This window comes from Thermogemmatispora onikobensis, assembly GCF_001748285.1.
Classification (GTDB): domain Bacteria; phylum Chloroflexota; class Ktedonobacteria; order Ktedonobacterales; family Ktedonobacteraceae; genus Thermogemmatispora; species Thermogemmatispora onikobensis.
In genome coordinates this window covers 1-21,790 of sequence record NZ_BDGT01000044.1, presented here as the reverse complement: position 1 = coordinate 21,790, position 21,790 = coordinate 1, and the positions used below count along the sequence as shown (strand labels likewise).

Genomic DNA, 21,790 nt, shown 5'->3' with positions numbered 1-21,790 from the left:
GCGAGCAGCGCCGGCGAGGCCAGGCAACCAGAGAGCCAGACTGGCTGCACCCTACCTGACCGGCGCTGCTGTCGATCTACTCCTGTAGCTAGCGGGCCGGCTGCTGGGATTCCGCCAGGCCCTGCCCGCTTTCCAGCCGCGCGCGTACGGCGCGCACAGCCTGGACCAAGTGGGTCAGAGCTGGCCTGACCTCCTCCCAGCGGCGAGTTTTGAGGCCACAGTCGGGATTGACCCAGAGCTGTTCAGCAGGTAGCACTTCCAGGATACGCAGCAGGCGCTGCTCGTACTCGCTCACCGAAGGGACATGCGGCGAATGCACATCGTAGACGCCTGGCCCGATCTCATTCGGATAGCGGTAGCGGACAAAGACATTAAGCAACTCCAGGCGCGAGCGCGAGGCTTCGATGGAGAGGACGTCAGCGTCCATCGCGGCGATAGCTTCGATGATATCGCCGAACTCGGCGTAGCACATGTGGGTATGGATCTGCGTCTCGTCGCGCACCGAGGCCGAGACCAGGCGGAAGCAGTCGACGGCCCAGTCAAGGTAGCTGGCCCATTCCGAGCGGCGCAGGGGCAGGCCCTCGCGCAGAGCAGGCTCATCGATCTGGATGAGCCGGATGCCAGCCGCTTCCAGGTCCTGCACCTCGTCGTGGAGCGCCAGCGCCAGCTGATAGCAAGTTTCGGCCCGCGGCTGGTCGTCACGAACAAACGACCATTGCATCATGGTCACCGGGCCAGTGAGCATGCCCTTGATGGGGCGCGTTGTCAGCGACTGGGCAAAGGTTGACCAGCGCACGGTCATGGGGCCGCGGCGCTGGACATCGCCGTAGATGACTGGCGGGCGCACGCAGCGCGAGCCATAGCTCTGCACCCAGCCATTGCGCGTGAAGAGGAAGCCGTCGAGCTGCTCAGCGAAGTACTCGACCATGTCGCTGCGCTCGAATTCCCCATGCACCAGGACGTCGAGGCCGATCTCTTCCTGGAAGCGAATGGTGCGCTCGATCTCGCCGCGCAGAAAGGCCTCATAGCCAGCCGGGTCCAGGCGCCCATTCTTGAAGGCGGCCCGGGCCGCCCGCACTTCGTCGGTCTGCGGGAAGGAGCCGATGGTCGTAGTTGGCAGGGGTGGGAGCTGCAGCTGAGCACGCTGGCGCTGGCGGCGCACAGGGTAAGGATTCTGGCGCCGCGCAGGCTGCGCCCGCGCCTGGCGCACGCGCTGAGCCACCTCCTCGCTATGGATGCGAGGCGAAGCGCGCCGGCGCTCGATGGCCTGGCGATTGTGCTCCAGCTCCTCGGTGATGGCCTGGCGTCCTTCGTTGGCCGCGCGCGTCAGGAGGACGATTTCCTGCAGCTTCTGGTTGGCGAAGGCCAGCCACTGCTTCAGTTCGGCGTCCAGCTCGCTCTCCAGCTCCAGGTCGACTGGTACATGCAAGAGCGAGCAGGAGGGAGCCAGCAGGACACGCTCCAAGCCGAGTTGCGCGACGGCCTGCTCGATGAGGGTGAGGGCCTGCTCGAAATCGGTGCGCCAGACGTTGCGCCCGTCGACGATACCCAGCGAGAGCGTCAGTGTCGAGGGAGCTTCGGCCAGGGCGCGCTCCAGCTGCTGCGGGGCGCGCACCAGGTCGAGATGAACGGCAGCCACTGGGAGGTGCAGCACCGTTGAGAGGGCCAGGCCGAGGTCGCCGAAGTAGGTCGCCAACAGCAGACGCAGCTGCGGCGCTGCCTGACTGAGCCGGGCGTAGCTCTGCTCGATGGCCCGCAGGGTGGCCGGCTCCAGGTCGAGCACCAGGCATGGCTCATCCAGCTGCACCCACCCGGCTCCTGCGGCGGCCAGGCGCTGGAGCAGCTCCTCGTAGACCGGCAGCAGCTGCTCCAGCAGCGTCAGGGGCGAGAGGTTCTCGCGGTGCGTCTTGCCGAGGAGCAGGAACGAGACGGGTCCCAGCAGAACCGGGCGCGTCTGGATGCCCAAGGCTTTGGCCTCGTTGAACTCATCGAGTGGCTTGGTTGAGGCGAGGCGAAACGAGAGATCTTCCTCAAATTCGGGCACGATATAATGATAATTGGTGTCGAACCATTTGGTCATCTCCATCGGCGGCACCGCCTCGCCACCCGGACCGGCCTCAATGCCGCGGGCCATCGCAAAATAGGTCGACAGGTCCAGCTCCGGCGCACCGGTGCCGCCGGCGCGGCGATAGCGCCGCGGAACTGCCCCTACTACCAGTGCCATATCCAGCACGTGGTCATACAGGGAAAAGTCGTTCGCCGGGATCTGGTCCAGCCCCAGGCGCTGCTGGAGCTGCCAGTGTTGCCGGCGCAGCGTCGCGGCCTGCTCGCGCAGTCCTTGCTCGTCGAGTTTCCCCGCCCAGAACTGCTCAAGCGCCCGTTTCAGCTCGCGTTTTGCGCCAATGCGCGGGTAGCCGAGATTGGTAGCCTGCACCATACTCCTCCCTCTTCCTTTTCTCGCATCTGGTCCGGTCCGGTCCGCTTCAGCGGCAAGCGGGACGGTGCGGGTGCGCTCATCCACCTTAGTCCCATTCGAGCGTTGCCGCCGACCGGTACTCCGTGACCCGTGTCTCAAAGAAATTCTTTTCCTTACTCAAGTCAATGGTCTCGCTCAGCCAGGGGAAGGGATGCGGCTCGTGGTAGACCGCCGGCAAGCCGATGCGCTCCAGGCGCCGGTCGGCGATATGGCGGACATAGCGAGCAAAGGCCGGCGCCTGGAGGCCCGCGATCCCCTCTGGCAGGCAGTCGTGTGCGTAGGCAATCTCTAACTCCACTGCCTCCTCAATCAATTCCATGATATGCCGCTCAAACTCGGGTGTCCAGAGGCCAGGATTCTCAACCTTGATCCCGTTGATCAGGTCAATGCCGAAGTTGAGATGGATGGTTTCGTCACGCAGGATATACTGGAACTGCTGGCCAATACCGGTCATGAGGTTGCGTCGGTGGAAGGAGAGGATCATGGCGAAGCCGCTGTAGAAGAAGATGCCCTCCATGATCACATAGTAGCCGATGAGGTTGTCCAGGAACTGCTGAGCCTGTTCCGGCTCGGCGGTCGAGAAGGTGGGGTCAAGGAGGGCGGAAGTGAGCTTCATTTCGAAGGCATCCTTGCGCTGAATGGCAGGGATGCGGTGATACATGGTGAAGACTTCGCGTTCGTCCAGGCCCAGGCTCTCGACGATATAGAGGAAAGCGTGAGTATGGACCGCCTCCTCAAAGGCTTGCCGGAGCAGATACTGGCGACATTCGGCGTTGGTGATGTGCTTGAAGATAGCCAGGACCAGGTTATTGCCCACCAGGCTCTCGGCGGTAGCAAAGAAGCCGAGGTTGCGCATGATGACCAGGCGCTCGGCCTCGGAGAGGCGCTGGCTGCGCCAGAGTTCGATGTCGCTGGCCATTGGGACCTCATTGGGCATCCAGTGGTTGGCGCAGCCGTTGAGGTAGTGCTCCCAGGCCCAGCGATATTTGAGCGGCATCAGCTGGTTAACGCTGACAGCTGGTCCATTGATGAGACGCTTCTCAGCGAGAATGTCCTGTTCATTGAAGGCGTGCGTCGCCATTGGTCTACGGTTCTCCTCCTAGGGTGCCTTACTTGCTGGTACATGGCCCGGCACCGGGGCCAGGCAGCAGCGGTTGGAGTGCATCACCGCCAGAGCGGCGCAGGCAGCGCCTGGCGCCTGGCTCACGCTTCCTGGGTGAGCCGGGCGCAGTCGTTTTACTGGCACGCTTCACACTCGTCGTCGAGAGAGCAGGCGGTGGCGGGGCTGGTCGCTGACGAAGGAGCCGGGAGTATCGACTCTGCGTCGTCGGGGTCAGTGCCCGAGGCCGGGCTGATCTCCTTGAAGGCTCCGCGCCTGATCTGGATGGTACTGGAGGGGCTGGTGTTCTTCATCCAGCGCGGCTGAATGCCCCAGCGATTGATATCGACCGTCGACTTCTCGACCTGGGTGGCGGCCAGGGTGCGCAGGTAGTAGGTGGTCTTGAGACCCTTCTTCCAGGCCCGCAGGTAGATCTCGTGCAGTTGCCTGCCGCTGGGCGAGGCCAGATAGAGATTGAGGGACTGCCCCATGTCGATCCATTTCTGGCGGCGGCTGGCGCACTCGATCAGCCAGCGTGGATCAATCTCGAAGGCCGTCAGGTAGCGCTGCTTGAGTTCCTCTGGTACCATCGGCAGCTCCTGGAGGGAGCCATCATAATACTTGAGGGCCTCCAGCATGTCGGTATTCCAGAGGCCGGCGGCCTTGAGATCGTTGACCAGGAAGGTGTTGACGGTAGTGAACTCACCCGACAGGGTGCTTTTGACGTAGAGGTTCTTGTAGATTGGCTCGATCGAGGGGCTGGCCCCAACGATGAGGGAGATGGTGGCAGTTGGGGCGATGGCCAGGACATTGCTGTTGCGCATGCCGTGCTGGCGGATGTGGGTCCGGACGGCCTCCCAGTCCATCGTCGTGCAGCGATCCATCTCCAGAGGTTCGCCGCGCTCCTGCTCCAGTAAGGCAATGGTATCGATGGGCAGCAGGCCGCGATCCCACTTTGAGCCGCGGTAGCTGGGGTAGGGGCCGCGCTCGGCGGCCAGCTCGCTGGAAGCCAGGATGGCGTAGTAGGAAATGGCTTCCATGCTGCGATCGGCAAACTCGACCGCCTCTTGTGAGGCGTAGCTGAGGCCCAGCAGGAAGAGCGCATCCTGGAAGCCCATGATGCCCAGCCCCACGGGGCGATGGCGCAGGTTGGCCGTGCGTGCCTCCGGGGTGGGGTAGTAGTTGATGTCGATGACGTTGTCGAGCATGCGCATGGCCGTTTGAATGGTTGACCGTAACTTTGCATGGTCGAGCTGACCATCGACGATGTGGGCCGCCAGGTTCAGTGAGCCGAGGTTACAGACCGCCGTCTCCTCTGCAGAGGTGTTGAGCAAGATCTCGGTGCAGAGGTTGCTGCTATGGATGACGCCGGCGTGGTCCTGGGGTGAGCGCACATTGGCCGGGTCCTTCCAGGTCAGCCAGGGGTGGCCGGTCTCGAAGAGGCGAGTCAGCATCTTGCGCCACAGCTCGACCGCCGGCAGGCGCTTGAAGAGGCGGATCTGCCCCTCATCGGCCAGGCGCTCGTAGTGCCGATAGCGCTCGGTGAAGGCGCGTCCATACAGCTCGTGCAGATCGGGAACCTCGTCGGGACTGAAGAGGGTCCACTGTTCTCCGCGCTCAACGCGCCGCATGAATTCGTCGGAGATCCAGCAGGCGGTGTGCAGATCATGGGTGCGACGTCGCTCATCGCCCGTGTTGCGCCGCAGATCGAGGAAGTCCTCGATGTCCAGGTGCCAGTTTTCCAGGTAGGCACAGACGGCCCCCTTGCGCTTGCCGCCCTGGTTGACGGCCACGGCGGTGTCGTTGACGACCTTGAGGAAGGGGATGACGCCCTGGCTGCGGCCATTGGTGCCACGAATGTGGGCGCCCAGAGCGCGCACGCGCGTCCAGTCGTTGCCCAGGCCGCCGGCCCACTTGGAGAGCAGGGCATTGTCCTGGATGCACTTGAAGATGTGCCAGAGGTCGTCATTGACCGTGGTCAGGTAGCACGAGGAGAGCTGCGGGTGAGAGGTGCCGGCGTTGAAGAGGGTGGGTGTGGCCGGGGTGAAAGAAAACTGCGAGAGGACCTCGTAGAACTCGGCGACGCGCTGCTCCTTGTGGGTCTCGTTGAGGGCCAGGCCCATCGCCACGCGCAGCCACAGCAGCTGCGGCAGTTCGAAGCGCTGCCCCTCATATTGCAGCAGGTAGCGGTCGTAGAGGGTCTGCAGGCCCGGATAGGTGAAGAGCAGGTCGCGCTCCGGACGGATGAGGGCCGCGATGCGTTCGAGGTCGAAGCCAGCCAGGCGGGGGTCAAGCAGCCCGGTGTCGATGCCACGCTGGATGTAGTGCGGCAGATAGCGCCGATAGGCGTTTTCCATGTCGGTAAAGCTGCAGGGGAGGTGCTCGTCCGGGCTGAGCGCTTCCCGATAGAGCGAGAGCAGCAGGATGCGGGCCGTGATGTAGCTGAAGGCTGGTTCTTGCTCGATATGGGCACGCGCCACCAGGAGCAGCGCCTGCCACAGCTCCGTTTCGGAGAGGCCGGCGCTCAAGGTGGCCTGGACCTCCTCCAGGAGCTGGGCGCGGTCAGCGCGGTCCTCAAAGCCGCGGCAGACCTCGGCGAGCACCTGCTCGGGGTCGATGGCCACGGGTGTGGCCGGGCGCGTCTGGTTCGCTGGGAATGACATGCCGTTTTCCCTCCTTGAGATGAAAAAAGCCTGTTCCCTCGACGGAAACAGGCTGACACGCACAGACAGCCTCGTGACTGAGCTGTCGGCTGGTCTCCCCTTTCACGCGAAGGGATCGAGCCAGATCCCACAGGTGGGCATTCGGGCTTAGCGCCTCCGTCCGCTGGCTGGCCTTCTCAGGCCAGCGAGTGCTGGTGATCTCTCCTCCGCACTTCGGATCTTTGTCGGCGGCGGGGATCGATCGGGACGGGGCAGCTTACCGCTGCGCGACAGCGCCGGATTCTCACCGGACTTCCCCCATCTTTCAGCGATGCCACGACAGCATCGCCCTGTGGGTGTCTTTCTCTCTTCGGTTGCCAATGAGCACAAGATATAGGCAGGTACGGGCGGTAAGATACCATATGTTGTGTCGGAAGTCAAGCAGGAAAGGCTGGCTCTCCCCTGGTACTTCTTTCCTGTTTTTGGGGTGGAGTTCAGGATGAGGCCCCACTGTAGTAGCGAATGGCAAAGCGCCAGAAGAGGCGCGAGGCCAGCAGTGCGAGGGCTGCGAGCAGGAGGGTGCCCGCCAGGACCAGCCAGGTGAGACGGGCGGTCAGGGCTTCGGCGGGCACGGTGACGGCGAAGGCTACCGGGACGACGAAGGTGAGGATGGCCCGCAACCAGCCGGGGTAGATGTTGACGGGCCAGCGCCCGGCCTCGTACATGCTCTCGAAGATGACCAGGATATTTTCCATGCGCACGTACCAGAAGGAGAGGGTGGCCAGGAAGAGCACAAAGCTATAGATGATGACGGTGCCAGCCAGCAAGGTCAGAGCGAAGGCCAGCAGCTGGAGCGGTCCGGGCACACTGCCGCGCCAGAGGGTGGCCCCTGCCAGCAGGGCCAGCCCCAGCAGAATGTCGAGGAGCTTCCAGATGTCAATCTGCTGGATGCTGGCGAGCAGCTGGGCGTCTTCGGGCTTGGTGAGCACGTAGTCGAGGGTTCCCTGACGAACCTGCTCAATGAGGCGGTTCATGCCGGGCATGATGATCATGTTGATGGCGCCCCCGATGAGGAAGTAGACGCCGATGAGGGTGAGCAGTTCGTCGGCGCTCCAGCCATTGAGGGCCCGGGTATAGGAAAAGACAACGCCGACGAAGGCCAGGGCCGTCCCCAGGTCGATGAGGGACTCGGCGACCTGGAGCCAGAAGCTGGCGCGATAGGCCAGCTCGCCCAGAAGACTGACGCGGAAAAAGGTCCACAGGAGACGCAGATAGGTACGCATGCGTGCTTTATCCTCCTACTGCCGTGTAGCGTTTGAGGCCCCGTCGCCAGGTGAAGCTGAGCAGGCCGAGGCCGATAAGCAGCCAGAGAAGCTGAGCGAGGAAGCCAGCGACCACGGACTGGGCGCTAAGGCCAGTGCTGAGCAACTGGGCCGGGAAGGCGACCATCCATTGGAAGGGGAGCCAGGCGGTGGCCGCTTGCAGCGGGGCTGGCAAGAAGGATAGAGGGAGCAGTTGCCCCGAGAGGAAGAGGACGACGACCACATAGAGCTGGTTGATGACATTGACCTGGGTCAGCCAGAAGGCCAGGAGGGCCAGGGTCCACTCCAGGGTGAAGCGCAGGGCGAAGGCCAGGAGCAGCGCCGGCAGGAAGGTAGCCAGGCTGGCGGGGCTGGGAGTGAAGCCAGCATGGAAGGCCAGCCAGAGGAGCAGCGTGACCAGTCCGATGACTGGTAGCATGAGGATCTTGTAGGCCAGGTGCTGGGCAATGTCGGCGTGGATGGGGTGGAGAGGTCGCAGCAGCAAAGGCGAGAATTCACCTTCGCGCACACGCCGGCTGAATTCCCAGAAGACCCAGGTCTGGGTGGCGTAGTTGACCAGCATGGTGGCGATGAAGTAGGCAGCGAAGCCAGAGGGGTTGTAGCCGTTCACTTCCCCGCCTTCGTTGCGGGCCACGGTCGACCAGACGCTGATCGAGACGGCTGGTCCCAGGGCAACCTCGATCAGCCAGATGACGAGGGCAGCGCGATACTGGAGCTGCTCGGCAATGGCCGTTTTGAGCTGCTGACGATAGACGGCGATGAGGTAGCGCATGGGCTTAGGGGACTTCCTCCTGGGTAAAGATTTGTTCGATGACGGCCTCGATAGGTGGGTCCTCGACGCTCAGGTCGATGACCGGCAGGTCCGTCAGCAGGCGAGCGGTGACGCGGGCGACCGCGCTTTTGGGCACACGCAGGCTGACCTGGTCCTCGCTTTGGCTGAGGACTTCGCCGTAGTGGTGCAGGTCGGCTGGCTCTTCCAGACGCACGATGATGGTCTTGTAGGGTGAGAAGCGCTCGACCAGGCGGGTGAGATCGCCGTCGAAGAGCATGGTGCCATGGTGGATGAGGATGACGCGCCGACAGAGGGCTTCGACGTCGGCCATGTAGTGGCTCGTCAGGAGTACTGTGGCCCCGGTGCGGCGGTTGTATTCGCGAATGAAGTCGCGGATGCGGCGCTGCATGACGATGTCGAGGCCGATGGTCGGTTCGTCGAGGAAGAGGACCTGGGGGCGATGGAGCAGGGAGCCGGCGATTTCGCATTTCATGCGCTCGCCCAGCGAGAGATTGCGCACGGGCTTGTGCAGCAGGGGGGCCAGCTCTAGCAGCTCCGTGAGTTCGTCCAGCATGCGACGGTACTGGGCCAGGGGAATGCGATAGATGGCCCGGTTCAGCTCAAAGGAGTCGATGACGGGGATGTCCCAGATGAGCTGGTGGCGCTGGCCCATGACCAGGGCGATCTGGCGCAAAAAGGGGCGTTCGCGTCGCCAGGGGAGGTAGCCCAGGACGTGGACATCGCCGGCGCTCGGGTAGAGCAGGCCAGCCAGCATCTTGAGGGTGGTGGTTTTGCCGGCCCCGTTGGGGCCGAGGAAGCCGACGATTTCGCCCGCTGCTATGCGGAAGGTCAGGTCGTCGACCCCAATGATTTCCTGCATCTGGCGTTGAAAGAGGGCGCGGAGGGCGGCACCCAGACCGGCCTCGCGCTCGTAGACGCGGTAGACTTTGCGTAAGTGGGCAACGTTGACTGCCGCTACGGCTGTCATAGTGTTTGCTCGCTCCTTCGTGTGGGAAGGCTTCTCTCCCTTCCTTGCATTGCATTTTTTCTGTCTGGCTTGAGTATAGCGGGTCTTGCTGGGAGGGCGTCAATGCGGGTCGGCGTCGGGGTCAGGTTGGGGGGTCTGCCGCGGTCCGGCTTGCTGGCGCTCCTGGGTGATGAGGCGCGCCAGCCCTGTGTGCAGCCGCTCGATGAGGGCCTCATCGGTGGCGGGATGGAGCAGGACGGCGCGCAGCCAGCGCTTGCCCTGGTAGAGGGGCAGGGAGAGAAAGATGCGCTCTTGCTCCAGCAGTGCCGCCTGCACCCGAGCGTTCAGGGCGTCGTGAGCTGTGGGGGCCAGCCAGGCTGGCTCGAAGCGGAAACAGAGGAGATTGGTCTCGGGAGCGTGGGCGAAGCGCAGATCGGGCAGAGTGCGCAGGTGCTCGTAGGCCAGGTTGGTCAGGCGACAGGCTTCCTCGACCAGCTGAGCGTAGCCGCGCCGCCCCAGGTGCTGGAGCGAGAGCCAGAGCTTGAGGATGTCGGCGTGGCGTGTGCCTTGCAGACCGATCTCGCCCAGATTGGGAGGAGCATCGGGGTCATCCTCCTCTGGGCGCTGGCGCATGTAGGGCGCCGGGATGCGGAAGGAGCGCATGAACAGCTCCTTATCGCGCAATAGAAGCATGGCGCAGGTTTTGGCTATGTAGAGCCATTTCTGTGGGTTGAAGGTCAGGGAATCGGCCTGCTCGATGCCGGCGAGCCGTTGGCGCAGGGGTCTGGAGAAGATGAGGGCGCCGCCGTAGGCCGCGTCGACGTGGAACCAGAGGCCATAGCGCTGGGCCACGTTGGCAATAGCGGCCAGGGGGTCAATCAGTCCGGCCACGGTGGTGCCGGCGGTTGCGACGACGCAGAAGGGGCGTTCGCCGCGCGCCTGGGCCTGCTCGATCAGCGAGGGGAGCTGGCGCACGTCGAGATGGCCGTTCTCGTCGGCTGGCACAGGGATGACGGCCTGGCTGCCCAGGCCGAGGAGCATGGCGGCCTTCTGGAGCGAGGTATGGGCGGCCTCGGAGGCGAAGAGCACGGGGCGAGAGTTGAGAGTGGTCAGGGCGCCGTCGTGCAGTCCGAGGACGTGGTTACGGGCAATGGCCAGGGCCTCCAGGTTGGCCAGACTGCCGCCACTGAGCAGGAGGCCGCCGGCCCGCGCTCCCAGCCCGAAGAGCTGGGCCAGTTCGCGCAGGGTGGCCCATTCGAGGCGTGAGAAGGCGGGCGACATCTCGACGCTGAGCATATTGTTATTGAGCGTTGCGCTCAGCAGGTCGCCAATGAGAGACATCGTCGTGGGCAGCGAGTCCATATGGCCGATGTAGCCGGGATGGGCGGCGTGCATGGAGGCAGTGACAAGCGTGCGCAGATGGGCCAGCAGCTCTGGCGTGGGCAGGCCCTGCTCCGGCAGTGAGGGTGCCGGCAGGGGAGGCTGCCCACCTGGCAACGGCGGCAGGTCAACGGTGTGGGTTGCGTCGTCCAGGGCCAGGCGCAGGGCTTCTTCCAGGAGCGGTACCACAGTCTGGCGGTTGCTGCCGTCGGGTGCGATGAAGGCTGAGATCGGGAGGTTCGAGAGATTCATAGCGGTATGGGTTCGCTCCTCTCACAGAGAAAAGATCATAGCCAGCAGAGAAGGCTGAGGGAGGGAGGTGCGATGGCTATTCCCTCAGCCTTCTATTGTGCCCCTGGCCAGTCGAAGTGGCAAGGTCCAATGCCGGGCAGGCAGGACAGGCGGGCCAGGCTAGCGGGCGATGATCTCCAGGGTGCGCCCGGTACTGCGGGGGCCGAGCAGGGCGACGTCCAGGCAGAGAAGGACGAGCAAGACGGCCTCGCCGGCGAAGACCGCGACTGGCCCCAGCGATTGGAGCACGGGCAGAGCGGCGAAGGGCAGGATGGCGCTGACCAGGCGGCTCAGGCTGTAGGCGATGCCGACCGCGGTGCCGCGCATGCGGGTGGGGAAGATCTCGGCCTGGTAGATGTGGAAGGCGTTGGAGAAGATGTTACTGACGGTGGTGAGGAGGAAGCCCGAGATGACCAGGACAATGGCGGAGGTGGCGAAGCCGAAGCTGAGGCCGAAGAGGGCGATCAGGAGGGCCGAGACGACGATCAGCCATTTGCGCTCAATGCGCTCGACGAGGAAGATGGAGATGAAGGAGCCGAGGGGGTAGCCCAGGAAGCTGAGGGCGGTGTAGCCCAGCGAGCTGACGACACTGAAGCCTTTGGCGGTGAGGACGACGGGGGCCAGGGAGCCAAAGCCGTAATAGCCGACGGTCTGGAGGATCTGGAAGATCCAGAGCATGATGGTGCGTTTGGCGTAGACGCCGCTGAAGATCTCGGCGATGGTAGCCCGCGTCTGTGGCTCGACGATGACCGGCTGCGGCTCTGGTAGCTCTTTGAGACCGTGCTCGCGCATGATTTGCTCTTCCATGCTGGCGAGGGCGGCGTTGGCGGCAGCTTCGTCCTGACGGATTTCGTGCCAGCGCGGCGATTCGGGCAGGTTGCGGCGCAGGAGCCAGACGATCAAGGCACCGAGCGAGCCGACGATGAGGAGCCAACGCCAGCCGTCCAGGCCGAGGAAGCTGCCTTTGACGACGAAGCGCCCGACGAAGCCGGCCAGGGGGACACCAAAGAAGCCCAGGGTGTAGCACCAGGCGGTGTAGCGTCCGCGGGCATGGCGCGGGATCATTTCGCCCATGTAGATGTCCGTCAGGGGTGGCTCGGCTCCCAGGCCGATGCCAGCCAGGAAGCGAAAGATGACGACCCAGATGAAGTTTGGGGCGAAGGCGGCGATGAGGGAGAAGAGGGAGTAGATCAGCAGGTCAATCATGTACATGCTGCGCCGCCCGATGTAGTCGGAGACGACGCCCAGGACGATGGCACCAATGAACATGCCGAAGAAGCCGGAGCCGATGATGAGGGCGGTCTCGAAGGTGGAGAGGTGGAAGAGGGGGGTGAGGACGGCCCCAAGCAGGCCGCCCAGGAAGATGTCGTAGAGGTCAAAGAAGGTGCCGATGCCTAGCACGAAGCTGAGCCTGCGGTGCAGTGAGGAGAGGGGCAGGCGATCGATGCGTGAGGCTACGGTAATGCGACGTTCTGCTGCTTCCATGAGCGCTTTGCCTCCATTGCAGTGATGGTGAACGTGCGCGTACTCAGCGCACTGCACGTGCTCGGCGCACTGCAGGCTACTCGGGGCACTGGTCGCCAGCGAGTAGCCAGGGCTCGCCCGCCAGTGGGCGCCGTGGCAATGAGTGCCTTGCCTGATGTGCTGCTGCTGCTTCTGTGGAGTTGTGGGAGTTGTCGCGCTTGAGGGGGTCTCACCTCCTTCTGGCCCGTTGCTGTGGCTTCCGCCATTCCTCACGCTCCCACTGGTTTTCATTGTACCTTCTCTCTCCCCATATGTCCATATGGAGATAGGTCTGTGGAGCGTGTGGGCGGTACGACCTCTGTCGGGGCCTGCTGATGAGGGCTTGTATTTGCGGGCGCGTGTTGCTGTGCTATAGTAATAGATTGTGCTCACTGGGAGTGGGTAGGTGGGTGGGTGGGTGGGCACGCAGCCGTCATCGATCAGGCCAGGCGCTTCTGCCCGGCTGGTCTGGTGGGAGAGGGCTGACAGAGACTTCCCCGGAGGGAGGCATCAGTTCGGGAGTGGTGGCAGAACTGATCTGGCAGCAGAAGCATAATCCCTTTGCGGCGGGGCTGCCGCCGGCCCCGCGCCTGCAGACCTGCGAGCGCATTCCGGCTCTGGCTGGTCCCGGTTCTGCAGTCGAGGCCGAGGCGGTGGCTGAGTGGGAGAATCGTCTGATCCAGGGTGATAAGCGGCTGGTGCTGCCGGCCTTGCTGGCGGAGTTTGCCGGGGCTGTTGATCTGATCTATATCGATCCTCCCTTTATGAGCGAGCGGACCTATCGCGGGGGCCGGGGCCTGGCCTATGACGATCGCTGGCAGGGCAATCTGGATGGGTATCTGCAGTGGCTCTATGAGACGTTCTTGCTGCTCTATCGTCTGTTGGCCCCTCATGGGAGCCTCTATGTGCACCTGGACTGGCGCGCCGTTCATTTTGCTCGCCTGCTGCTGGATGAGGTCTTTGGGGAAGCAGCTTCCGCTGGTGGCGGTTTCCAGAATGAGATTATCTGGCATTATCATTCCGGCGGACGGCCCCGGCGCTCCCGGGGGTTTGCGCGGAAGCATGATACGTTGCTGCTCTATACGCGCTCGCGTCAGTATCGTTTTCACGGTGAGCGGGTCGGTCCGCCGCGGGGGCGTGAGCGGCGTAACCATATGCGGCGCCAGGTGGAGGCTGATGGGCGAGTGTGCTGGACGATCCGCTCCGGGGGCCGTCTCTATCGCTATTATGAGGATGAGCCGATGACGCCCGCCGATGTCTGGTGCGATATCAGTCATTTGCACCAGCGTGATCCCGAGCGCAACGGCTATGCGACGCAGAAGCCGGCGGCGCTGTTGGAGCGCATTTTGCTGGCTTCCAGTGAGGAGCACGATCTGGTGCTCGACTGCTTCTGCGGTAGTGGTGTGACGCCGGCGGTGGCCGAGCGCCTGGGCCGGCGCTGGATTGCTTGCGATGGCAGCCCGCTGGCGATCGAGGTGACGCGCGAGCGTCTGCTCCAGTTGCCTTCCCGCCGCCCTTTCTGTGTGCAGCGTCCTCTTGCTGAGCCGTAGGCGGGTCCCTCCTCGCTCCTGGTGCGATGTGGGGAGACTTGCCGCGGCTGTGCTGCTGTGCTATCCTGTAAAGGAGCTGCCGCGTAATTCGTCTTTTCTCTCTTTTGACGGATAGATATCTTGGTGATGGTGTCGTCTTGAGAGGGTTCGGTGATTGTGGAGGTTATGTGGAAAGAGGTGTGTGGTGTGTGGCGTATGCAGCTGAAGAAGACGGCTATTCCTGCTACTCCCCGCTATGAGAAAAGCCTCGTGGGGCGCCCGCTGCGCTTGCCGACGCATAACTATGGCTGGACGGGGACCTATCTGGTGACGTTAGAGGCGGAGCCGTATGCGCCGAGTTTTGAGGACCCGGCGCTGCGCCGGATTGTAGAGGAGACCTGGCAGGCCCTGCCTCGTCCTTTCCCCGGGCTGAGGCTGGATACGTTGGTGGTCGGGCCACAGCAGGTGCAGTTTATTCTTTCCTTTGAGGGCAATACGAATCGGACGATGACGCTGGGGCGGGTGGTGGAGGCTTTTAAGTCGCTGGTGGCGGTGGCCTGGTTGGCTCATCTGGAGCAGGTGCGCGCGCCCGGCCCGACACCGCCTTTGCGCATCTGGCAGCGCTCCTATAGCGAGCGCGCTCTCCGTGACGAGCGTGAGGTGGAGGAGGTACGCCAGGCGTTGCGCAGTGGTACCCTGCTGGCGGAGCCAGAGGAGCAGTGAGGCGTAGGGGCTGGCCGGCGGGTGAGTGGAAGAGGGACGAGGCTTAGCGTTGCGCTGGCTCAGGGCGAGCGGTACCGCAGGGGGCACCGGGACGCTGGCAGTAGGGTCTGATGCCTGGCAGGTACTGGCGGTGGGCCGCGACCCAGCGATAGAGGTGCTCGGCGAGCGGCCCCAGGCCGGGCAGGCGGTAGAGGTGCTGCCAGAAGGGGACGCCGGTCAGCAGGTCCAGGATGCAGGCGAGGGCCTGGGCGCCGCGGTAGCGTCGTCCGTCGGGGAGGATGGTCCAGACGCTCTCTTCGCACTGATGGACGCTGAGGCCGTAGCGCTCGGGCAGGCCGGTAATCTGGAAGGGAAGACAGGTGAGCCGTCGCCTGCGGTCCAGGTGGCGCAGGAGTTCGGCGGTGGCGGTGCAGAAGTCGCAGCTGCCGTCGAAGATGACGATGGCTTTGACGGGATGGCGATAGTCGTCCTGGTTGGACATGGTCAGGCTGGCCCTGGTTCTTGCCGCGCGCTCTGTGGGGGCGGTGTGGCAGGCTGGGGCCAGGTGGTCTGACCCTCCTTTCTTTGCTTTTGGTGGTGGTGGTGGTGGTGGTGGTGCTGTCTCTGCTTGATTGTACTATAGCACATCTCGGGGGGCCTGGGGAGGTGGGTGTTTGTTTGCTGTCGATTGGTCAGGTTCGGTTGATTCAGATGCTGGCGGGCTGGTTATTTGCCAGGATGCCAGGAATAGGGTGGAGGGACCGAGGCCCTCTGAGCTGGCTGACTCAGGGGGCCTCGGTGAGCGGTGACCATACATCGTTATGAAGGAGACGCTGCACTACACAGAAGGCTATGCCGGTTCGTCTGTTTCGCTGGACTGATAGATTTCTTCGAGGCTTTGCTGGCGTGCGCGTCCGATGCGGTCGAGACGCTTCTGGAACTGGCTGGTGGCGTAGGAGAGGTAGTCGTCCAGTTGCAGGTCGAAGGGTGGGTTCTCTTGGGTGGCCCGAGCATCGAAGAGTTCGTTGATGACGCCGAGGGCGTAGGTGAGCAGCTCGCTCATGTAGGTCTGGATGACATCCCAGAGGCGCGGCTCCTGGGCGACCAGGCGCGAGAGGAGGAAGACCCCGTAGGCCAGATGGCGCGATTCGTCGCGCTTGAGGTAGCCGACACCTTGACGCAGGCCAGGCAGGATGTTGAGGCGTTCGAGCATGTTGAAATAGGCGTGATAGCCGGTCTCGGCCAGGACGCCTTCGACGATCATGTTGTAGACGACGCTGGCGCGGGCCTGGGCTTCGGGCGAGGGGTCGCTGAGGAGGGCATGCATGCGCTGGGGCAGCTCTTCGTAGAAGATTTTGCGGTAGCTGGGGGTGTGGTAGCGGTGGAGGTCGCTGTGCTCGTGGGCTACTTCGTCGAGGAAGCGGCGGAAGAATTCGGTGTGCTTGGCTTCTTCCCAGAGGAAGGTGGTGAGGTACATCTCTTCTTCGAGCCGGCCCTCGCGGGCGATGGTGAGGATGAGGGGGAGCAGGTCAAGGGTGACGCTCTCTTCTCCGGCCTGGAAGAGGGAGCTGAGGTAGAGCAGGGTTTCGCGTTCGTCTTCGTCGAGGCGCTGCCAGTCCTGGATGTCCTGGGAGAAGTCGATGGCACGCGGGTCCCAGATGCCCAGTTTCTTGGCTTTGTGGTAGAGGCGCATCGGGAGGATGTCGTGACGTAGCCCGCGTTCGCTGGTGGTGACGAAGGCGGCGTGTGTGCTCTGGATCATGCTTGCCTGCTTTCTGTCTGGCCGGCCTCTGCTGTGAGCCGGGTCTTTCTCTGCCGGTTCGTTCCGTTTCGTTTGACTGAATGACTGACTGGTATTCAGTCAGTCATCGTTTTTAATGATACCTGTGGGGCGGCCTGGCTGTCAAGGGTGGGTGGGCCAGGTTTGCCCGCTCCGCTCCGCTTATTGGTCGTTGACGACGATCTGGATCTGGTCGGCTCGCTGGGGCAGGTTTTGGCTGCCAAAGGGCAGGCGGATGTCGACGGAGGCGACGCCCGGCTGGGAACGCAGGTAGGTCTGGGCCACTTCGCTGCTGGTGCCGCGCAGGTCCTGTTGCCAGCGGGCGATGGTCTGGGGGCTGATCTGGTAGTTCCAGGTGCCGTGGACGGTGACGCTGAGGTAGACGATGCCACGGCTGCCGTGGGCGGTGACGGTCGGGGTGGAGGCGCTGAGGCTGCGGGGTCGCAGCTGGTAGGAGGAGCCAAGGGCGTGCTGGGCCTGGCGACTGAGGAGGTCGCCGGCCAGTTGGCGGGCCTGGGTTGAGTTGTAGGCGGTGGCGCTGGCGGTGGCCTGGAGCTGGATGCGTACCTGATTGGCCTGGCTGCCGAGCGGTGGGTTGGCTGTGAGGGTGACCTGGTAGGTCGGGGTGCCAGCCAGGGCTTCGCCGTTCTTGAGGGCGGCTTGCAGTTGCTCCGCGAGCTGGTGCTCCAGTTGGGGAAGGAGGGTCTGACGGGCACGGTCGAGGTCGGCCTGGGCGACGATGTGGATGGTCTGGCCGTCGCTGCCGCCGCTGAAGGCAGTAGGGTTGGTGACCTGGAGCTGTGTCAGGCGCCCGCAGCAGGGCTGAGCGATGTCGCCGGCGGGGATGTTGCCCTGGGCGCCAGCGGTGACGGCCTGGGCGGGGCCGCTGGCGGTGCCATCCCGGTTGTCCTGGCGTGGTGGGACGATGACCGTGGTCAGGAGGCGCACGCTGATGCCGGAGGTGCCGGTGAAGGTGCTGCCCGCTGGGACGGTGACCGGCTGCGGGCCGTGGTTGCTGAAGAGGAGGAGGCCCTGGGCGTTGCTGCCCTGGGTGGTGCGCGTGCCGCTGGTGGCAATGGTCTGGGTGAGGCTGCGGCTGGCGCTGAGGCGGCGGGCGGGAATGGTGCGCGTGTTGAGGTCAACGGCCTGCACCTGGGGGGCGGCTGTCAACAGATAGGTGTCCTGCAGGGTTCGGCTCTGGGCTTTGATGGTGATGACGACGCTGGGATCAGCGCCGAGCAGGGGGACGCCCGGCGGGAACAGCCCGATGTTGAGGCCGCGGGCGGCGAAGAGGAGGAGCAGGAGGATGGCGATGACAATGAGGGCAATGGCGACGAAGAGCGAGAGGGGGCGCCTGCCGCTGGTCTGGTGGCGGCTGCTTCGCCCTCTGAGTGGTGGTTGTGGCTCTTCGGTGATGCGCTGGACGGCAGGGTGGGCCTGCGCGGGCGGACGGCCCCGGCGTGGGATGGTGAGGGGCTCGGGCATGGGAAGGGCTACGGTGCGTGGCTCCTGGCGCGAGCGGTAGTCGGGCAGGGGCCTGGGCCGCGAGAGGGCTTCGGCGGTGACGTCGGGGAGGGTGGCGGCGGCGGCGATGTCTTCCTCGGGCGGCAGTTCTTCGATCTGCGGCTCGTTGGCGCCGGCGTAGGCGTAGTCCAGGGGAGGCAGCTCCCGCGAGGGGTGTGGCTCTTGCGGTTCCCGTGGTTGCTCGATCGCTGTTTCTGGCCAGTCTTGCTGCTGTTCCTGCTGGTCTTCTTCCAGGGCCAGCAGGACGGCCTCGCGCAGGGCGGCGATGTTTTGGAAGCGTTCGTCGTCGCGCTTGGCCATCGCTTTGCGGACGACGCGGTCGAGGGCGGGCGGGATGCGCGGGTTGCGCCGCGAGGGGCGCGGGATGGGGGCGCGTAGTTGCATTTGGATGACTTTGATGTCGTCGGGGTCGTCGTAGGGGAGTTCGCCGGTGAGCATCTGGAAGAGGAGGACGCCGAGGGCGTAGATGTCGGTGAGGGGGGTGACGATGCCGCGCGTTTGTTCGGGGGCCATGTACTGGGGGGTGCCAGGGACCTGGTCGAGGGGGATGGGACGGCCAATCTGGTGCTCGGGCTGGCGCGCGGGACGGACGAGGCCGAAGTCGGCCAGGTAGACGTGGGGAACGCCGCTGCGCGGTAGCTCAAGCAGGACGTTGGAGGATTTGATGTCGCGGTGAACGAGGCCCTCGTCGTGGGCGTATTCGACGGCGTCGAGGAGCTGCAGGTACATGTCGATGAGTTCGTGCAGGTTGAAGGGAAGTGGCTCCCGCCCGGTGACGTGGGGCCGGTAGATGCGGCGCAGGTAGCTGGTAAGGGTACCTCCGTCGATGAAGGGCATGACGAGGTAGAGCAGCCCCTGCTCTTCGCCAAATTCGATGAGCGGCAGGATGTGCGGGTGCTGCAGGCGGGCAATGGTGCGCGCCTCGCGGGCGAAGCGCCGCCGCATGTCGGGATCGCTGGCGTAGTCGCCGAGGATGACTTTGATGGCGACGCGCCTGCCAAAGGCGGTGCGCTGGCGCCCTTCGTAGACGGCGCCCATGCCTCCGACACGGATGCGCCGGATGACGTCGTAGTTGCCGAGCTGCCTGCCTTCCAACGCGAGCATGCCTGCTGCCTCTCTATCCTTTCGTCTCATCTGTGGCTGTGTCTGTGAATGGGACCAGGAAGGACCGGCCCCGCTCCGCTCTCTGGTCGGCGTACCGGCGACAGGCCGGCTTCTCTTTCCTGTCGAGTGCCTCGTTGCTCTGGCTGTCGTTTTATTGTACCACAGCCGTCGGCTGCTGACCTACTAGTAGAGACGTTTTCCTCAGCGGCGGTTTTTCTTGCGCGTTGACTGCTGCGGGTGCCGCTGATGGTGCGCTTCGGGTCGCTAGGTACTGTTTTCGATGGTGATGGCGATAAAGGCCGGGTTGCTGGGAAGCTGGTCGCCGCCGTTGCGGACGATGCTGATGCCCGCCTGGTTGACGCCGGGCTGCCTCCGCAGGAGCTGGAGTGCGACGCTCTTCGCCTTGCCGGCGATGAGTTGGCTGAGTCGCTGCCTGGCCGCCTCATTAAATTGATACGTCCAGCGCCCCTGCGCTTTCACGGTGATGATGAGGCGCCCGCTCTGGGGATCGCTGAGGCTGGCGTCGACGATGGTGCTGCTGACCTGGCCGACGAGGCCGTAGGCTGGCCCGGGGTCGCGGGCGGCTTCCTGGCGCAGGAGGGCTGTGGCCATGTCAAGGGCGGCCTGTTGGTTGTAGGCTGCGCCGCCGCAGGTGACCGCCAGGCTGACGGTGACGCTGGTGGCGTGGTCGCCAACCTGGTGGTTGCTCCTGGTGCTGGTGCTGCAATCGGGACCGACGACGCGCTCGCCGCTGTGAACTTGCTGCTGAAATTGTTGCTGGGCCTGCTGCAGGAGGCCGGCTTTGAGCGGGGTGACGACGTTGTCGAGGTCGCTCTGCTGGACGTAGGTGTAGGGCTGCGGGTCTTGCCCTCCAGTGAAGGGGCCATTGACGACCTTCACTGACAAATCAGAGCTGCAGCAGAAAGTGTCAATGAACCCAGCAGGTAAGTTCCCTGCGGTGCCCGGCTGCACTACATGGGCTGGCACCGTCACTATAGAGGGTTGGAAGTTCAGGCTTGCGGCAAGGAAGGCATCCTCATCCGTCTCGATGGTCAGGCCACGTTGTACCACGCTCAGGGTGGTGCCTTTAGCCACAGTGAATGATGTTCCGGCCCGTCTGGAAAACGTAATTGTCCCATGCGCCTGGGTTCCGGCTGTCATACCGTGGCCCGTCGCCTGAACCGTCTTCGCCGGTGAGCTGACCATCGCACTCAGGCGGCGAGCCTGAATCTGGCGCTGGGCCGGGTCGGGCGTCCCTGTCACGCCCGTGATCAGGTACTGGCGCGTCAGCAGCACGCTGGCCGGCGTGATATGCACCGTTGCCAGCGGGGCCCCGAAAGGCAGGATCGTTCCCAGGGGACCGAGGGCCGCTGGCTCGCTGTAGGCCATGACCAGCCCGCCCGCCAGAAGGAGCACCAGCAGCGCCACTGCAGGCAGCAGCAGCCGGCTCCAGGGGGCTGCTGGACGGCGCCCTCCTCTCTTACCTGGCGACTGCTCTGGCGGCGGCAGGTGTCTGGTGGCCACTCGCTCCACCGCGTTCTGGCTTCTGGAGAGTATGAGGGGCGGGGGAGTAAGGGCAGCCAGGCTGGCTCTCTCCCGCGGGGGCGCTCCTGTGGGTTCAGGTGCGGCGCTGCTTTCCAGCCTCTCTCTCTGCTGCCGGCGCTGGAGCTGTGAACGGCGCAGGTGGGGAAAGCGCTGCCATGAGCGCTGCTGCTCTGGGCCGGCTGCCGGTGGGGGTGGCGTCTCCAGCTCCTCTACCTCTCCCTTGTGGGCAGCCAGCCGGCTGGTTGGGAGCTGCTCCAGCGGCTCTGGCTGCTGGTCCTCGCTGGCCTGCGCCGCCTCCTTGTTCTCCTCTTCGCCCCAGATGGCGCCTTTCCAGAGCGAGACGCGGGTCCTGGCCGGTACCGGGCCTGCCGTTGCGCCGCTCAGCAGGGCCGTTATAAAGTCGTTCACTGAGGGGTAGCGCTCCTGGCGCTCTTTGGCCAGCCCGCGCAGGATGGCAGCCTCCAGCGCCGGCGGTAGCTCTGGATTGAAGCGGCGCGGCGACTGTGGTGCGCGCTGGGCGTGCCAGTACATCAGGGTTACCGGGTCGCGGTGTTCGAAGAGGCGCCGCCCGGTGCAGAGTTCGTACGCGATGCAGGCCAGGGCGTACTGGTCGCTCTCGCGTCCGACCTGCCCTCTGAATTGCTCGGGGGCCATGTAGGCCGGGGTGCCGCTGATGCTGGCTGCCTCCAGGCTGCGCGAGCCAAGCTGCAGGGCGAGGCCAAAGTCGGCCAGCAGGGCCGTGCTGTCGGCGGCGAAGAGGATGTTCTCGGGTTTGAGGTCGCGGTGAATGATGCCGCGCTCGTGGGCGTACTGCAGGGCGGCCCCGATCTGGGCCAGGATCTGCAGGCTCTCGCTTAGCGGGAGCGGGTGCCCAGCCGCCTGGCGCAGGCGCTGGCGCAGCGAGCCGCCTTCGGCATAGGGGGTCACCAGGTAGGGGCAGTCTTGCTGGTCGATTCCGGCGTCGAGTAGCGGGAGAATGTGGGGATGGCTGAGCCGTTCCAGGAGGCGGACTTCGTTCCGGAATTCCTCTCGGGCTTCGGCTGTGTCAAGTGGGGTCTGGAGGCGTTTGAGGGCTACAGTGGACCAGCGGCTGAGCAGACGGTGTCGCGCCAGGTAGACCGTGCTGAAGCCGCCGCGCCCCAGTTTGCGGATCA

The 21,790-nt window shown here is 64.5% G+C and carries 14 protein-coding genes and 1 riboswitch; of the genes, 2 read left to right on the top strand and 12 right to left on the bottom strand.

The genetic code is table 11. From position 1 onward, the window contains the following. Window positions 1-88 precede the first annotated feature (88 nt). The 8 genes from metE to BGC09_RS17035 all read right to left on the bottom strand — a co-directional run bounded on the left by metE (window position 89) and on the right by BGC09_RS17035 (window position 12,434). Window positions 89-2,437 (bottom strand): 5-methyltetrahydropteroyltriglutamate--homocysteine S-methyltransferase, encoded by a 2,349-nt coding sequence (gene metE / locus BGC09_RS17070; protein ID WP_069805443.1) that lies wholly within the window; start codon window positions 2,435-2,437, stop codon window positions 89-91. 85 nt (window positions 2,438-2,522) lie between these two features. Next, complete coding sequence (locus tag BGC09_RS17065) at window positions 2,523-3,557, bottom strand: ribonucleotide-diphosphate reductase subunit beta (protein WP_069805442.1); 1,035 nt, start codon at window positions 3,555-3,557, stop codon at window positions 2,523-2,525. A 155-nt stretch (window positions 3,558-3,712) separates the two neighbouring features. Further along, entirely contained in the window at window positions 3,713-6,238 is a 2,526-nt protein-coding gene (locus BGC09_RS17060; protein ID WP_084659038.1) for a ribonucleoside-diphosphate reductase subunit alpha, read from the bottom strand. Window positions 6,239-6,353: 115 nt separating this feature from the next. Beyond that, a riboswitch (cobalamin riboswitch) is annotated at window positions 6,354-6,586 on the bottom strand. Window positions 6,587-6,711: 125 nt separating this feature from the next. Further along, complete coding sequence (locus BGC09_RS17055; protein WP_069805441.1) at window positions 6,712-7,500, bottom strand: ABC transporter permease; 789 nt, start codon at window positions 7,498-7,500, stop codon at window positions 6,712-6,714. 7 nt (window positions 7,501-7,507) lie between these two features. Further along, entirely contained in the window at window positions 7,508-8,311 is an 804-nt protein-coding gene (locus BGC09_RS17050; RefSeq protein ID WP_084659037.1) for an ABC transporter permease, read from the bottom strand. A gap of 4 nt (window positions 8,312-8,315) precedes the next feature. Further along, window positions 8,316-9,299: an ABC transporter ATP-binding protein gene (locus BGC09_RS17045; protein ID WP_069805440.1), complete on the bottom strand. Its 984-nt coding sequence runs from the start codon at window positions 9,297-9,299 to the stop codon at window positions 8,316-8,318. A gap of 99 nt (window positions 9,300-9,398) precedes the next feature. Beyond that, window positions 9,399-10,910, bottom strand: a complete 1,512-nt coding sequence (locus BGC09_RS17040) for a pyridoxal phosphate-dependent decarboxylase family protein (protein WP_069805439.1) — start codon at window positions 10,908-10,910, stop codon at window positions 9,399-9,401. Between the two features lie 159 nt (window positions 10,911-11,069). Continuing rightward, a complete protein-coding gene (locus BGC09_RS17035) occupies window positions 11,070-12,434 on the bottom strand; it encodes an MFS transporter (protein WP_069805438.1) in 1,365 nt (454 codons plus the stop codon). A gap of 539 nt (window positions 12,435-12,973) precedes the next feature. Here BGC09_RS17035 and BGC09_RS17030 point away from each other — a divergent pair. After that, window positions 12,974-14,002, top strand: coding sequence for a DNA methyltransferase (locus tag BGC09_RS17030; protein WP_069805437.1), 1,029 nt, complete (start codon window positions 12,974-12,976; stop codon window positions 14,000-14,002). 195 nt (window positions 14,003-14,197) lie between these two features. Then, window positions 14,198-14,704 (top strand): hypothetical protein, encoded by a 507-nt coding sequence (locus tag BGC09_RS17025; RefSeq protein ID WP_069805436.1) that lies wholly within the window; start codon window positions 14,198-14,200, stop codon window positions 14,702-14,704. Window positions 14,705-14,747: 43 nt separating this feature from the next. Here the strand turns inward: BGC09_RS17025 and BGC09_RS17020 are convergent, their stop codons facing one another. The 4 genes from BGC09_RS17020 to BGC09_RS17005 form a co-directional block, all read right to left on the bottom strand. Beyond that, a complete protein-coding gene (locus BGC09_RS17020) occupies window positions 14,748-15,185 on the bottom strand; it encodes a thiol-disulfide oxidoreductase DCC family protein (RefSeq protein ID WP_069805435.1) in 438 nt (145 codons plus the stop codon). A gap of 348 nt (window positions 15,186-15,533) precedes the next feature. Further along, a complete protein-coding gene (locus BGC09_RS17015; RefSeq protein WP_069805434.1) occupies window positions 15,534-16,445 on the bottom strand; it encodes a R2-like ligand-binding oxidase in 912 nt (303 codons plus the stop codon). A gap of 180 nt (window positions 16,446-16,625) precedes the next feature. After that, on the bottom strand, window positions 16,626-19,091 hold the full coding sequence (locus tag BGC09_RS17010; protein WP_069805433.1) for a protein kinase domain-containing protein: 2,466 nt from the start codon (window positions 19,089-19,091) through the stop codon (window positions 16,626-16,628). Between the two features lie 264 nt (window positions 19,092-19,355). Then, the coding region (locus tag BGC09_RS17005) for a serine/threonine-protein kinase (protein WP_084659034.1) at window positions 19,356-21,790 on the bottom strand (2,435 nt) is incomplete at its 5' end.

Coding starts and splice junctions, on each gene's coding strand:
- metE (WP_069805443.1), bottom strand. CDS start 2,437: ATGGTGCAGGCTACCAATCTCGGCTACCCGCGCATTGGCGCAAAACGC.
- BGC09_RS17065 (WP_069805442.1), bottom strand. CDS start 3,557: ATGGCGACGCACGCCTTCAATGAACAGGACATTCTCGCTGAGAAGCGT.
- BGC09_RS17060 (WP_084659038.1), bottom strand. CDS start 6,238: ATGTCATTCCCAGCGAACCAGACGCGCCCGGCCACACCCGTGGCCATC.
- BGC09_RS17055 (WP_069805441.1), bottom strand. CDS start 7,500: ATGCGTACCTATCTGCGTCTCCTGTGGACCTTTTTCCGCGTCAGTCTT.
- BGC09_RS17050 (WP_084659037.1), bottom strand. CDS start 8,311: ATGCGCTACCTCATCGCCGTCTATCGTCAGCAGCTCAAAACGGCCATT.
- BGC09_RS17045 (WP_069805440.1), bottom strand. CDS start 9,299: ATGACAGCCGTAGCGGCAGTCAACGTTGCCCACTTACGCAAAGTCTAC.
- BGC09_RS17040 (WP_069805439.1), bottom strand. CDS start 10,910: ATGAATCTCTCGAACCTCCCGATCTCAGCCTTCATCGCACCCGACGGC.
- BGC09_RS17035 (WP_069805438.1), bottom strand. CDS start 12,434: ATGGAAGCAGCAGAACGTCGCATTACCGTAGCCTCACGCATCGATCGC.
- BGC09_RS17025 (WP_069805436.1), top strand. CDS start 14,198: ATGCAGCTGAAGAAGACGGCTATTCCTGCTACTCCCCGCTATGAGAAA.
- BGC09_RS17020 (WP_069805435.1), bottom strand. CDS start 15,185: ATGTCCAACCAGGACGACTATCGCCATCCCGTCAAAGCCATCGTCATC.
- BGC09_RS17015 (WP_069805434.1), bottom strand. CDS start 16,445: ATGATCCAGAGCACACACGCCGCCTTCGTCACCACCAGCGAACGCGGG.
- BGC09_RS17010 (WP_069805433.1), bottom strand. CDS start 19,091: ATGCTCGCGTTGGAAGGCAGGCAGCTCGGCAACTACGACGTCATCCGG.